The organism is Candidatus Planktophila sp. (assembly GCF_040402275.1).
In the GTDB taxonomy this organism is placed as follows: Bacteria; Actinomycetota; Actinomycetes; order Nanopelagicales; family Nanopelagicaceae; genus Planktophila.
This window is the reverse complement of sequence record NZ_JBBAMW010000010.1, coordinates 17,503-30,752: the sequence shown is the minus strand read 5'-3', so window position 1 is coordinate 30,752 and position 13,250 is coordinate 17,503. Positions and strand designations below refer to the sequence as shown.

Here is a 13,250-nt window from a genome sequence, read left to right as displayed (position 1 = left end):
TTGGCGAGTCTTGCGGCGAGGGTGCAGTGTTGGAGGTGGTGCACTTGGAATTCCGAGATCAACCATGGCTTTATTCTGCACTACGCACGGTAAAAGCGTCGAATTAAAGGTTGAGGGTCACTGGATTAATCACATCTGCAACCAAAAGCAGCAAGGTTAAACAGGCAAGAATCACAAAAACCACCATTGTTACTGGAGTTAGAACTGTCACATCGATTGGGGCAGGCCGCGGACGACCACGCAAACGAGCAAAGAAGGCACGAATCTCATCTGCAATTGCAACAGCCATGTGTCCACCATCTAGTGGAAGTATTGGAAGAAGATTAAAAATTCCAACAAAGATATTTAAGCTTGCAACAATCAACACAAAGGTAGCTAATCGCTCCATCGGAGTGAGTTTGTCGCTACCAACGGCCTCTCCAGAAACTCGTGCCACACCAACAACGCCAACTAAACCATTGGCATCTCGCTCTTCACCGCGCACAGTTGCACCCCATAGCGCTGGTACCTTTTCAGGCAACTTTGCTAATGATTTAACACTCTCTGTTAAGAAACTCTTAGTCACGATCGCAGAGTTTTTAAGGGAAACCCACAGTCCTGAACGCTTTAATCCAACATCGTTGACTATTCCAAGCACATATCTCTTGGTTCCATCAATATCTGTCAGTCGTCCTGCTGCCGTTATTGAAATCTCTTTGCCATTACGATCAAGAACCAGCGTGAGTTCTTTTCCTTTCGATTGGCGAATAACTTCAACATCTTTGTACCACTCTGTGACTCTTTTACCGTTGATGGAAAGGATCTCATCCCCTGGTTGAATTCCAGCAGCCTCGGCAGCTGAATTAGCAACTACCTGGCTGATAACTGGAAGAACTTGATTTGTTCCGATACCGGCAAAAAGAGTGAACAACAGTAGATAACCCAAAACAAAATGGAGAAATGATCCCGCACCCAACACAACTAACTTCTTTGCAGAAGAGGCCCTATAAAACGCGCGATCTTCTTCGCCAACAGGTAGTTGATCACTTGGAGACATACCTTCGATCTTGCAGTAGCCACCTGCTGGAATCGCTTTGACTCCAAACTCGGTTTCTCCCCGCTGAACAGACCAGATTCTCTTTCCAAAACCAACAAAAAACTCTGAAACCCACATCCCATATCGGCGTGCAGTTAGGTAATGCCCAAACTCATGCACCATGACAGAAAACAGCAGCGCAACAACAAAGGCGAGGATTCCAAGAAGTTCCATTAATTGCCTAACGTGAGAAGTTGCTTTGAAGTATGCACGATACCGCTGACACCTTAGAAATCCTCAATTATCAATCGAGAAGGTTCTGAGTTGCCATGCTCGATTACTTAGAAACCTTGACCTTTCTTCCAACAAATTGACCCGCAATCACAATAAGTAGCGCCAAGATGAACATCGCAGAACCAATCACATTGGCTTGTGCTGGAATACCTCGAGCTGCAGATGTATAGACAAATTCTGGGAAGGTTTTCAAAGTTCCGGAGTTAAAGTTGGTGATAATAAAGTCATCAAAAGACAAACTAAAGGCAAGTAATGCTGCCCCTGCAATACCAGGTGCGACCAATGGCAAGGTCACCCGACGGAAAGTTTCTAGTTCATTTGCATAAAGATCCATCGCAGCTTGCTCGAGGCGTGGATCTAACGAGGCAATACGAGCTTTGACTGTAACTACAACAAATGAAATACAAAACATCACATGTGCAATAACTGTTGGCCAGAAGCCAGGGTTAATATGAAATACCAAGAACAATGAAAGTAGTGATGCACCCAAGACGATTTCAGGTGTTGCCATCGGCAAGAAAATTAGCAAGTTCGAAGATGAGCGTCCCTTAAATGCATAACGCCCGATTGCAAAGGCAATCATGGTTCCTAGAATCGTTGAAAATACAGTTGCCAGCAAACCAATCTTTATTGAGTTACCAAGGGCTGTACAGACTTCAGGAGCACCACATGGGTTCTTCCAGTTGTCTAGTGTGAAGCCCTTCCAAATCAGGTTTGACTTACCTGAGTCATTAAAAGAAAAGGCAAATGTGTACACAACAGGAATGAACAGATAGGTAAAACCAAAGACCGCATAAATACGAATGAGGTTGCGGCCAAACCAGCGTGATAGTCGAGCCTTGGTTGGAATCGTTGGAATCGTTGCATCCTTTTGCTTGTTCATACCAACTCCTCCGTTCCAGCCTTGCGAATATAGACAGTGACAAGAATTAAAATTGCAGCCATTAAGGTAAAGGAAAGTGCGGCAGCTGTTGGGTAATCCACGATCTTGAAGTATCGGGACTCAATAACATTTCCGATCATTTTGGTGTTAGGACTTCCCAAAATTGCGGCATTCACATAATCGCCAGCTGCAGGAATAAAGGTCAACAATGTGCCAGCCACAACTCCTGGCATAGATAAAGGCAAAGTTACTTTGCGGAAAGTAGTAATTCCGTTCGCGTAAAGATCTCCAGATGCCTCCATGGTGCGTGGATCAATGCGCTCTAACGATGCATACAAAGGAAGTGTCATAAAGGGCAAAAAGTTATATGTCATGCCCATAACCACAGCAAAAGATGTTGATGTCAGCGTTGTGCTTTGACCAATTATTCCTATATTTCGAAGTGTCGGCACCACAAAGCCCTCTTCACCAAGAATCTGTTTCCAGGCAATGGTGCGAAGCAGGAATGAAACAAAAAACGGAGCAACAACTAAAACCAAGAGAAAATTCTTTAACTTTCCAGCTTTGAAAGCAATTGCATAGGCCAATGGATAGGCAATTGCTAACGCTAAAACAGTGGCACACAGAGCGAATATGAATGATCGTGCAAACTGTTCTCTATTTTCAGTAAAGGCCGCTATGTAATTTGAAAACTGCAGAGTTTGTTCGTACTGACCTGTGTCGCCCCCAACAATTGGTGTTTGGGTTGAAGTCTGAGCCAAGTTAACAATAGGCAAAATGAAGAAGATAAATAGGAACAGAAACCCTGGCAACAACAAAAGGTAAGGCAACTTCACCTTAGACAAGATGTTGTTCATTCTTCGTCTAGTTCCTCAGGATTAACTTCAAGTCCAGCTTCGACATCATCATCGCCGCGCAGAGCAAAAGTGAAGTTAGGCTCCCAAGAAATTACAACCTCATCACCCTTATCAAATGGTGGAACACCATCATCATTTTGCTCAAAGACCATTACTTCTTGTCCCCAAGGCATTGTTACTTGGTACTGAGTTGAAACACCAATGTATGAAACATCTTCAATACGACCGCCAGTTAAAATATTTCCGCGTGTAGGTGTTCCCACAAGTGAAATACGAAATTTTTCTGGGCGAATCCCAGCAAAGATTGAAGCATCCACGGCATGGCTTCGGTTCTTTGGCATTGAAATCTTTTGTCCAAATAGATCGACAACTAAGTTTTCTCCATCTGTGCCCTCGATACGTCCCTTAATGAGGTTTGATTGGCCCAAGAAGTTAGCAACAAAAGCCGTTCCTGGGTTGTCATAGAGATCTGCAGGAGATCCCATCTGCTCAATTTCACCCTCGTTCATAACAGCGATGGTGTCAGCCATAGTCATGGCTTCTTCCTGATCGTGAGTAACGTGAACGAAAGTTAAGCCAACTTCGCGTTGAATCCATTTAAGTTCGATCTGCATTTGGCGACGTAGCTTTAGATCTAGCGCACCTAATGGTTCATCGAGCAAAAGAAGTGCCGGGCGATTAACAATTGCGCGAGCTAATGCAATGCGCTGCTGCTGTCCGCCAGACAGCTGGGTTGGCTTGCGTTGGGCAAGGTGTGGCAGTTCAACTAGATCTAGAACTTTGTTTACATCTGCATCTACATCTTTGATTCCACGACGGCGCAATCCGAATGCAATGTTTTCAAAAATAGTTAAATGTGGAAACAGTGCATAGTTTTGGAAGACGGTATTAATCGGGCGCTGATATGGACGCTTAGTCGTAATATCAGTTGCACCTAAATGTATGCTTCCAACGGTTGGTTCTTCCAACCCTGCGATCATTCGCAATGTTGTTGTCTTTCCGCATCCTGAAGGCCCAAGTAGTGCAAAGAATGAGCCCTCAGGAATAGTTAATGACAAATCATTAACTGCGGTGAAATCTCCATACGCCTTTGTAATACGCGTCAGACGTAAGTCGCCGTGCGTTGCAGATGAAACGTCCGCCACTAGTTGCCGGCGGCCTTCTGGAACGCTTCGGCCCAAGAAGTTTCTTCTGCTGGGGTTAGTGAGCGGAAGACGTTGAGTCTCTTTGACATGGCATCATCAGGGAAAATGAACGGGCTGCTCGCAAGTTCTGGAGCAATCTTTTCCATTTCAGCCTGTGCGCCCTTAACTGGGCAGACATAATTAACATATGCAGCAACTTCAGCTGCAATTGCTGGGTCGTAATAGAAGTTGATCAACTTCTCAGCGTTGGCCTTACCTTCAGCAGATGCTGTTGAAGGAATCATCATATTGTCGCCTGAAATAGTTCCACCTGACTCTGGAATTGCAAAGTCAAACTTTCCTTCATTTTCAGCCTTCAAGATGAACATATCGCCAGACCAACCAATAACAGCTGTCGCATCACCAGAAGTAAGATCTTCAGCATATTCATTGCCCTTAACGCCACGAATCCATCCATCGCTAATTTGCTTAGCCATGTAATCAACTGCGTTCATGTACTGATCTTCAGTCACTGTCTGCAGATTTACGCCCTGTGCAAGAAGAATGATTCCAATTGTGTCGCGCATTTCTGAGAGAACAACAATCTTTCCCTTGTTCTGCGGTGCAAAAAGTTCATCAAGTGTGCGAATTCCCTTTGGATTCTTTGCTGTGTTCCAACCAAATCCAGCCATGATGCCCTGCCATGTCAATGATTGCTCACGGTTAGGATCAAATGACGGTGACGCTAGTGAATCAAGAATGTTTGATTTGTTAGGAATGTTTGCTGCATCAAACTTTTGTGTGTATCCAAGACGGATCCAACGTGCAGCCATCCAGTCAGTTGGTGTGACTACGTCGTAACCAATGTCCTCGCCCAATTTAAGCTGAGCTTGAACCTTTCCATAAAATTCATCATTGTCGTTGTAATCTTCAAAGTACTGGGCAGTCACGCCAGTCTGCTCTTGGAATTTTTCAAGTGTTGGGTACTTCTTTGTCTCTTCGTCGTAATCAAGATACAACGGCCAGTTACCCCAACGAACTGAATTGGCGCTATCAGCTGAATCTGATCCGCCACCGCATGCAGCAAGTAAGCCTGCTGCACCTAAACCACCTGCGCCTGCGAGTACTCCGCGGCGAGAAACCATTGCACCTAGAACTGATTTTGCCTCTGGTGAGAGTGAACTTTCTTTTGACATACTGATTTACTCCTTAAGGGTTAAACACAAGCTAGTTGTCGGATTACCGAGCCTCAAGCTTTCTGTGGATTGTGGGTTGATAGATAGGGATGGAACAAGGGGAAATACTACGCCCCAAGATTAGTCATTACATGCTTAATTCGCGTGTAATCCTCAAAGCCATATGCTGAGAGATCTTTTCCATAGCCAGAGCGCTTGAAACCACCATGTGGCATCTCGGCAACAATCGGAATGTGGGTGTTGATCCAGACGCAGCCAAAGTCAAAAGCCTTAGCCATACGCATGGCAGTTCCGTGGTTGGTGGTCCACACACTTGAGGCCAATCCATACTCCACACCGTTGGCCATGGTGACGGCTTGGGCCTCATCGGTGAACTTTTGAACCGTAATAACCGGCCCGAAAATCTCTTTCTGAATCAGCTCATCTGCTTGCTTCAACCCCGCAACAACTGTTGCTGGGAAGAAAAAGCCTGGGCGATCTAGCGCGCTACCACCGGTTGTCACCTGGGCATGTGCTGGGACTCTTGACAAAAGATCTGTGATTCGAGCCAACTGATTAGCGTTGTTAACCGGTCCTAGGAAAACATCTTCGTCGTGAGGTGCGCCAATGGCAACCTGCTTAGCTTGCTCAGTTATGAGAGCAACAAATTGATCATAAACAGAGTCTTGAACAATCACACGTGTCGCAGCGGTGCAATCTTGACCAGCGTTGAAGTATCCGGCAACTGCAATCGCCTCAGCTGCAGCAGCTAAATCTGCATCTGCAAAAACAACAACAGGTGCCTTGCCACCAAGTTCTAGGTGCACACGCTTTAATTGCTTGGCAGCAGACTCTGCCACCTTAATTCCTGCCGCAACTGAACCAGTAATTGCAACCATGTCGGGGCGGGCGTGATTAACAAGTGTTGCACCGGTCTCGCGCTCGCCACACACAACATTGAAAACTCCTGCTGGTAAGAATTCCGCCATCAAATTGACCATCCACACAGTTGATGCAGGAGTTGTGTCACTTGGCTTGAGCACAACAGTATTTCCAGCAGCAATTGCCGGTGCCCATTTCCATACCGCCATCATCATTGGATAGTTCCATGGTGTTACCTGACCAATAACGCCAACTGGCTCGCGGCGAATCATAGATGTCATTCCTGGCATGTATTCACCAGCAGACTTTCCTTCAAGATTTCTGGCAGCACCTGCAAAGAATCGAATCTGATCAACCATTGGTGGCACTTCTTCGGACGTTGTCAGCGAAATTGGTTTTCCTGTGTTTTCGCATTCAATAGCAATAATTTCTTCCGCACGTTCTTCAATAGCATCAGCAATTTTTAGGAGTGCGCGTTGTCGCTGTGATGGTGTCGAATCACGCCAATCTGGGAATGCATCACTTGCTGCCTTAAACGCTGCATCAATATCTGCTGCATTTGAGTTAGGGGCTGTCGCAAAAGGTTGGCCTGTCGCCGGATTTACAAGGGTTGTGGTTTCACCTGATTTTGACTCTACAGACTTACCATTAATGAAGTTACTGAGCTTTTTCATGTGCCAGAGCCTAGCAATTCCAGCGGGATCTAACTAGTAGGTGAAACTTTCTCAGCTGCTGCCAACTGCCCACATGCACCATCAATTTCGCGACCTCGGGTATCGCGCACAGTTACTGGGACACCGTAACTTTCAAGGATGCGAACAAACTCTTCTTCATCCTCGCGGCGAGAGGCGGTCCACTTTGATCCAGGAGTTGGGTTGAGCGGAATTAAATTCACGTGGGCATTCCGGTTTTTTAGCAAGCGACCCAATAAATCAGATCTCCAGGATTGATCATTGATGTCGCGAATCAGTGCGTATTCGATGGAATAACGTCGGCCTGTCTTCTTTTCATAGGCATCTGCAGCGGCAAGTACTTCTCGAATGTTATAGCGATTGTTAATAGGAACTAACGAATCACGTAGCTCGTCATCTGGAGTGTGAAGGGAAACAGCCAATGTGCAATTAATGCCTTCATCCATCAGTTTTTCAATTCCGTTAACAAGTCCGACGGTTGAAACAACTACAGAACGTGCAGAAATACCTAGACCATCTGGGTTGGCATCGGTTATGTTGCGCAAGGTGCGCACAACAGCGTTGTAGTTAGCTAATGGCTCACCCATTCCCATAAATACAATATTTGAAAGTCGTGTTGGCCCACCAGGTAGTTCGCCATCGGCACAGGCACGAGCTGCAGCAACAATCTGATCTGTGATTTCGGCGGCAGATAAGTTTCGTGTGAGGCCAGCTTGGCCTGTTGCACAAAACGGGCAGTTCATTCCGCAGCCAGCCTGGGAGGAGATACAAACAGTTACGCGGTCGGTGTAACGCATCAATACGCTCTCGACTAGAACACCATCGTGTAATTTCCACAAGTCTTTTCTAGTCATTCCGTTATCTGTTGTGCGGGTTGTTACCAATTTAATCATTTGTGGTGTTAGAGCATCTGCAATCACTTGGCGCTCTGCCGCAGGAATATCAGTCCACTCCTCTGGATTACTAGAAAGATGGCTGAAGTAATGAGTTGCTACCTGCGTAGCTCTAAACGGTTCGAAGCCAAGCTCTTTTGCAAAGGCTTTGCGTTCTGTTGGTGAAAAGTCCGCTAAATGCTTAGGTGCCTTTTTGCGCTGGACTGGCTCATCAAAAACAAGTTTTACTCCAGGAATCTGCCCGCTCATAGGAGATGCTTTACTAATTCAAGTGCCAACCACATGGCAGGTGCCGATAACACAACAGAATCAAGTCGATCTAGCATCCCACCATGGCCTGGCAATAACGTTCCCATATCTTTCAAACTCATATCCCGTTTCATAGCACTTTCAATCAAATCACCACATGTTGCAGTGAACACAATCATCAGGCCAACGATGATGCCGATCCACCAATGCATATCCATGATGTAGTTAAAGGCTAAGCACCCACCTACAACGGTAAAGATGATTGAGCCAATTAAGCCTTCCCATGTTTTCTTGGGAGAAATCGTCGGAACTAGTGGATGCTTTCCAAAAAGAACACCGATGACGTATCCAAAGGTGTCATTGCATCCCACTAAAACCATAAATGTCATAACACGCTGAAAACCTGTGCTTGGTACTGCTAGCAAAATCAAAAATCCCGCCAAGAACGGTAAATACAAAAGCGAAAATGTTGTGGCGGTTGCTTTTGCTACAAATCCCTCTGGACCTTGAATCAGAGCGCGAATTAGAAGTAGTGGGATAGCAATAGCTGTTGCAACAGCCAATCCCCCAACTCCACCATTCCATGCTGCATAGGCCAAACCAATTGCTGCGATTGCCAGACTGTTAAAGGAGATCAGTATAGATCGAGCGGCAAATGCGTGAACGATTTCTCGTAATCCCAAAATTACAGCGACGGCAACTACGATTGCGAAAATTTCACGTTGATATGAGAGTGCAAACCAAACAAGTGTGATCAATGACAAACCAACGCCAATAGATGGCAGCAGCTTTCGCCCTGCTTTCTTATTGATCGCTTCGTTTATCGAATGTAGATCGGACATAAGTGAACCCCTTATACCTCGAGGAGTTCAACCTCCTTGTGCTTGAGCATGTCATCAATCTTTGAAACGTGATCTGAAGTCACTTTTTCCAGCTCTTTTTCACCGCGTGCTAAATCATCTTTTCCAATATCACCATCTTTTTCCATTTTTTCCATAGCCTCTTTTGCTGCGCGGCGGATATTACGCATCGCGATCTTTGAATCTTCAGCCTTACCCTTAACAACCTTGATGTAATCCTTGCGACGCTCTTCAGTTAATTGTGGGAAGTTAACTCGAATTACTACGCCATCATTGCCAGGATTTACGCCTAAATCTGACTCACGAATAGCTTTTTCAATAGCAGCCATCGCCCCTTTATCAAATGGAGAAATGAGTGCCATGCGTGCTTCTGGAACTTGAATAGAGGCAAGTTGGGACAAGGCGGTATAGGTGCCGTAGTAATCGACCATTACCTTGTTAAATAGTGATGGGTGTGCGCGACCTGTGCGAATAGTGGCAAAGTCATCTTTTGCAACTTCAATTGCCTTATTCATCTTTGTTTCAGCGTCTTTGAGAGCGCTTGCTACATCTGCCATGGTCCTTGCTCCTCTTACTACTTCTTACTACAAACCTGTCGCTTATGCGACAAGAGTTCCAATTACTTCGCCACGCACGGCGCGTGCAATATTTCCGTTTTCCATTAAATCAAAAATAACGATTGGCAACTTGTTCTCACGGCATAGTGCAAAAGCTGCAGCATCAGCCACAGCCAATGACTTAGAAAGAACTTCATCATATGTAATGGTGTCGTACTTAGTTGCTTTTGGATCCTTCTTAGGGTCTGCGCTATAAACACCATCAACACCACTCTTTGCTAACAGAAGTGCTTCTGCTCCAATTTCAAGTGCACGTTGAGCCGAAACTGTGTCAGTTGTGAAAAATGGCATTCCTGCACCAGCACCGAAAATTACTACGCGACCCTTTTCAAGGTGGCGAATAGCACGAAGTGGAATGTAAGGCTCTGCAACTTGACCCATTGTGATCGCTGTCTGAACGCGGGTTTGAACACCCTCTTTTTCTAGAAAATCCTGAAGTGCTAAACAGTTCATGACTGTTCCAAGCATTCCCATATAGTCGGCGCGAGAGCGATCCATTCCGCGCTGTGAAAGTTCAGCTCCACGGAAGTAATTACCGCCACCAACAACGATTGCTACTTGTACGCCGCTGCGAGCAACGTCAGCGATTTGCTTTGCAATATCTTGGACAACATCAGGATCAACACCGATTCCTTTAGCTCCACCAAAAACTTCTCCAGAAAGTTTAAGGAGCACTCTCCGATACGTACCTCTTGTACCGGGCATGAGTGCTCCTTAATCTGCTGAATGTTTGGCAGTAACTTACTTGGATATTCTAAGTCTAAGCGATTCGACCTAGACCTTATTGACCCACGCGGAAGCGATGGAAAGCCTTAACAGCTGTTCCCGCCTCATCGAGGATCTGCTTAACAGTCTTCTTAGCATCCTTAGCAAATGACTGCTCGATCAAGGAAACTTCCTTAACAAAACCAGCCACTCGGCCTTCGATGATCTTTGAAAGAGCAGCCTCAGGCTTGCCCTCTTCGCGCGCTGTCTCTTCTGCGATACGGCGCTCGTTCTCAATCAAGTCAGCAGGAACTTGTTCGCGATTAACAAACTGCGGCGCAAATGCTGCAATGTGCTGTGCGATGTCCTTGCCAACTCCAGCTGCATCCTTAACAAGTTCAACCAAAACACCAACCTGTGGTGGAAGATCTGGGCTTGTGCGGTGCAGATAAATTCCAACTGGTGAATCCTTGATAACAGCAATTCGGCGAACTTCAATCTTCTCGCCCAATGTTGCGTTTGCATCATCAACTGTTGACTGAACGGTGCTGCCATTAGCCATCGTTGATGCCAAGAATGATTCCACTGAATCAGATTGTGCATTTTGAAGATGCGCAAGTAGCTCATCAGCAAGTGCAACGAAACGCTCACCCTTTGCAACGAAGTCTGTTTCGCAGTTCAGTTCTAGCATTATGCCAAGGTTGCCCTCGACCTTTGCAACAACCGCCCCATTTGATGTTAAGCGACCCTCGCGCTTTGTAACGCCCTTAAGTCCCTTAACGCGAATGAGGTCTAGCGCTTTGCTGTAATCGCCATCTGCTTCATCAAGAGCCTTCTTGCAATCCAGCATTCCTGCTGCAGTTGCTTCACGAAGCTTCTTTACATCTTCAGCTGTGTAGTTAGCCAATTCATGCACCCGCTTCTTCTGTTACAACAGCTGGTGCCTCTGCTGAAGTTCCAGCAAGAATTTCATTCTCCCAATCAGCCAAAGGCTCGCCCGCAGCAACTTCTGCTGGTGCATCACTCTTTGTTTCAGCCTTTACAGTTGCAGAACGTGCCTGAAGGCCCGCAGCAATTGCATCTGTGATGACGCGTGTTAGCAAATCGATTGAACGGATTGCATCATCGTTACCAGGAATCTTGTAATCAACTTCATCTGGATCGCAGTTTGTGTCCAAGATTGCGATAACAGGGATACCAAGCTTCTTAGCTTCCTGAACTGCAAGGTGCTCCTTCTTTGTGTCAACAACCCAAATTGCTGAAGGCAACTTAGTCATGTGACGAATACCGTCTAGGTTCTTAAATAGTTTTTCGCGTTCGCGACGAAGAACAAGGAGTTCCTTCTTTGTTAGAAGTAGATCATTCTTCTCTTCTAGAGCTTCTAGCTCCTTCAGGCGCTGAATACGCTTGTATACAGTTGGGAAGTTAGTAAGCATTCCGCCCAACCAACGCTCTGTCACTGTTGGCATTCCAACACGTGCAGCGTGGTTGATGATTGGCATGTGTGCTTGCTTCTTTGTTCCAACGAACAAAACGTGGCCACCCTTAGCAACAGTGTCCTTAACAAATTCATATGCTGAATCGATAAGTGCAAGTGATTGCTGGATGTCGATGATGTAGATGCCATTGCGCTCTGTGAAAATAAAGCGCTTCATCTTTGGGTTCCATCGACGAGTCTGGTGTCCGAAGTGGACTCCGCTGTCGAGGAGCTCTCGCATTGTTACAACTGCCATGACGGCATACTCCTTCTTAGGTTTTCGCGCAGTGCGCAATAAACCCGCTCGGTTTATGGCCAAACAATTTGTTAGGCCCGTCGCACTCAAAATCACCGACCACAATTTCTTGTGGACCGAGGTGGTTATGCCGACCTAAGTCAGTGAGTGCTGAGATGTCACCAACCCGAAGGTTGGTGCAGGGGAAATCTTACCTGAGCGTGAGCGTGGAAATTACCGCCCGATTAAGCGTAGAGCTCCCCAGGCGGTGATGCGAACAACTGCTTCCAGGGCGATGGCAAAGGACATTTTGCTCTTTCCATGGGTTCTTTCAACAAAAGTAATTGGAATTTCAGCGATCGATCCCCGACGAGCTATTGCCCGACGGGTCATTTCGATTTGAAAGCAATATCCCTCGCTGCGGATAGTTGAAACTTCCATCTTCTTGAGTAAGTCAGTTGTGTAAATCCTAAATCCAGAGGTTGTGTCTTTCACTCCAAGAGATAACAGCAAATTGGCATAGGTATTTGCGGACTTAGATAAGTACTCGCGAAATTTGCTCCAGTTTGCAATCCCACCATCTTCAACCCAACGAGAGCCAATAAGTAAATCCACGCTACCTATCCATTCCATCATTTTCTGAAGATCTTGCACTTGGTGAGACCCATCAGCATCCATTTCAATGATGTAGGTATATCCGCGTTGGATTCCGATTGAGAATCCTGTGCGATAAGCACTGCCTAAACCTTGTTTACCCTCACGTTCAATAACTTCGATTGTGTGCATGCGCACAATGTCAGCTGTGCCATCGGGTGATCCATCATCAATGACCAAAACATCAACATCAAGGTTTTTTAAACCATCAAGTATTTGGCTAATGCTTTCAGCTTCGTTATATGTTGGAATAACTACTAATGATGCTCTCATGCGCGTGGATGTGCTTGCTTGAACGCCTTTTGCAAACGCTCTGTAGATACATGGGTATAAATCTGCGTTGTAGCTAAGGATGCGTGTCCTAAGATTTCCTGAACTGTGCGCAGGTCTGCACCCCCTTCAAGTAGATGAGTTGCGGCCGAGTGTCGTAATGCGTGTGGACCCATTCGCTCAATACCCTCAATTGCTTGTAATGCGTTGTATACGACGGTTCTCACTGTGCGTTGATCAATTCGCTTTCCACGAGCACCAAGAAAAACAGCATCTGCAGATTGTTCATTCTTCAGAGATTCACGACCATCTTTAAGCCATACAGTTAACGCCTTCATTGCGGGGTTACCCAAAGGAATTGTGCGCTC

General features: G+C 46.0%; 14 protein-coding genes. All 14 read right to left on the bottom strand.

The genetic code is table 11. The features are described 5' to 3' along the window. Positions 1-103 precede the first annotated feature (103 nt). Positions 104-1,249: a M50 family metallopeptidase gene (locus AC9UEY_RS03700; RefSeq protein WP_509537938.1), complete on the bottom strand. Its 1,146-nt coding sequence runs from the start codon at positions 1,247-1,249 to the stop codon at positions 104-106. Positions 1,250-1,352: 103 nt separating this feature from the next. Next, positions 1,353-2,192 (bottom strand): ABC transporter permease, encoded by an 840-nt coding sequence (locus tag AC9UEY_RS03695; protein ID WP_509537936.1) that lies wholly within the window; start codon positions 2,190-2,192, stop codon positions 1,353-1,355. After that, on the bottom strand, positions 2,189-3,049 hold the full coding sequence (locus AC9UEY_RS03690; protein ID WP_509537933.1) for an ABC transporter permease: 861 nt from the start codon (positions 3,047-3,049) through the stop codon (positions 2,189-2,191). The genes AC9UEY_RS03695 and AC9UEY_RS03690 overlap by 4 nt, the downstream gene beginning before the upstream one ends. Next, positions 3,046-4,194, bottom strand: coding sequence for an ABC transporter ATP-binding protein (locus AC9UEY_RS03685; RefSeq protein ID WP_509537930.1), 1,149 nt, complete (start codon positions 4,192-4,194; stop codon positions 3,046-3,048). Before AC9UEY_RS03685 ends, AC9UEY_RS03690 begins: the two co-directional genes overlap by 4 nt. Next, the gene (locus AC9UEY_RS03680; RefSeq protein WP_509537928.1) at positions 4,194-5,369 is read right to left on the bottom strand and encodes an ABC transporter substrate-binding protein; all 1,176 of its coding nucleotides are present in this window, start codon (positions 5,367-5,369) and stop codon (positions 4,194-4,196) included. Before AC9UEY_RS03680 ends, AC9UEY_RS03685 begins: the two co-directional genes overlap by 1 nt. A 107-nt stretch (positions 5,370-5,476) precedes the next feature. Further along, positions 5,477-6,904, bottom strand: a complete 1,428-nt coding sequence (locus tag AC9UEY_RS03675) for a gamma-aminobutyraldehyde dehydrogenase (RefSeq protein ID WP_509537924.1) — start codon at positions 6,902-6,904, stop codon at positions 5,477-5,479. Positions 6,905-6,933: 29 nt separating this feature from the next. Next, positions 6,934-8,064 carry a dual-specificity RNA methyltransferase RlmN gene (rlmN, locus tag AC9UEY_RS03670; RefSeq protein ID WP_509537921.1) on the bottom strand — a complete coding sequence of 377 codons (1,131 nt, stop codon included), beginning with the start codon at positions 8,062-8,064 and terminating at the stop codon, positions 6,934-6,936. After that, on the bottom strand, positions 8,061-8,906 hold the full coding sequence (locus AC9UEY_RS03665) for a phosphatidate cytidylyltransferase (RefSeq protein WP_509537918.1): 846 nt from the start codon (positions 8,904-8,906) through the stop codon (positions 8,061-8,063). The genes rlmN and AC9UEY_RS03665 overlap by 4 nt, the downstream gene beginning before the upstream one ends. An 11-nt stretch (positions 8,907-8,917) precedes the next feature. Beyond that, positions 8,918-9,481 (bottom strand): ribosome recycling factor, encoded by a 564-nt coding sequence (gene frr, locus AC9UEY_RS03660; RefSeq protein ID WP_509537914.1) that lies wholly within the window; start codon positions 9,479-9,481, stop codon positions 8,918-8,920. A gap of 42 nt (positions 9,482-9,523) precedes the next feature. Beyond that, positions 9,524-10,246 carry a UMP kinase gene (gene pyrH, locus AC9UEY_RS03655; RefSeq protein WP_509537911.1) on the bottom strand — a complete coding sequence of 241 codons (723 nt, stop codon included), beginning with the start codon at positions 10,244-10,246 and terminating at the stop codon, positions 9,524-9,526. Between the two features lie 76 nt (positions 10,247-10,322). Further along, positions 10,323-11,153, bottom strand: coding sequence for a translation elongation factor Ts (gene tsf, locus AC9UEY_RS03650; RefSeq protein WP_509537908.1), 831 nt, complete (start codon positions 11,151-11,153; stop codon positions 10,323-10,325). Position 11,154: 1 nt separating this feature from the next. After that, complete coding sequence (gene rpsB / locus AC9UEY_RS03645) at positions 11,155-11,979, bottom strand: 30S ribosomal protein S2 (RefSeq protein ID WP_509537905.1); 825 nt, start codon at positions 11,977-11,979, stop codon at positions 11,155-11,157. Between the two features lie 213 nt (positions 11,980-12,192). Beyond that, a complete protein-coding gene (locus AC9UEY_RS03640) occupies positions 12,193-12,885 on the bottom strand; it encodes a polyprenol monophosphomannose synthase (protein WP_509537902.1) in 693 nt (230 codons plus the stop codon). Further along, on the bottom strand, positions 12,882-13,250 hold a 369-nt coding region (locus AC9UEY_RS03635), incomplete at its 5' end, for a tyrosine-type recombinase/integrase (RefSeq protein WP_509537899.1). The genes AC9UEY_RS03635 and AC9UEY_RS03640, both read right to left, overlap by 4 nt.

Excerpts from the sequence above, each read along its gene's own strand:
- AC9UEY_RS03700 (WP_509537938.1), bottom strand. The coding sequence starts at position 1,249 with ATGGAACTTCTTGGAATCCTCGCCTTTGTTGTTGCGCTGCTGTTTTCT.
- AC9UEY_RS03695 (WP_509537936.1), bottom strand. The coding sequence starts at position 2,192 with ATGAACAAGCAAAAGGATGCAACGATTCCAACGATTCCAACCAAGGCT.
- AC9UEY_RS03690 (WP_509537933.1), bottom strand. The coding sequence starts at position 3,049 with ATGAACAACATCTTGTCTAAGGTGAAGTTGCCTTACCTTTTGTTGTTG.
- AC9UEY_RS03680 (WP_509537928.1), bottom strand. The coding sequence starts at position 5,369 with ATGTCAAAAGAAAGTTCACTCTCACCAGAGGCAAAATCAGTTCTAGGT.
- AC9UEY_RS03675 (WP_509537924.1), bottom strand. The coding sequence starts at position 6,904 with ATGAAAAAGCTCAGTAACTTCATTAATGGTAAGTCTGTAGAGTCAAAA.
- rlmN (WP_509537921.1), bottom strand. The coding sequence starts at position 8,064 with ATGAGCGGGCAGATTCCTGGAGTAAAACTTGTTTTTGATGAGCCAGTC.
- AC9UEY_RS03665 (WP_509537918.1), bottom strand. The coding sequence starts at position 8,906 with ATGTCCGATCTACATTCGATAAACGAAGCGATCAATAAGAAAGCAGGG.
- frr (WP_509537914.1), bottom strand. The coding sequence starts at position 9,481 with ATGGCAGATGTAGCAAGCGCTCTCAAAGACGCTGAAACAAAGATGAAT.
- pyrH (WP_509537911.1), bottom strand. The coding sequence starts at position 10,246 with ATGCCCGGTACAAGAGGTACGTATCGGAGAGTGCTCCTTAAACTTTCT.
- rpsB (WP_509537905.1), bottom strand. The coding sequence starts at position 11,979 with ATGGCAGTTGTAACAATGCGAGAGCTCCTCGACAGCGGAGTCCACTTC.
- AC9UEY_RS03640 (WP_509537902.1), bottom strand. The coding sequence starts at position 12,885 with ATGAGAGCATCATTAGTAGTTATTCCAACATATAACGAAGCTGAAAGC.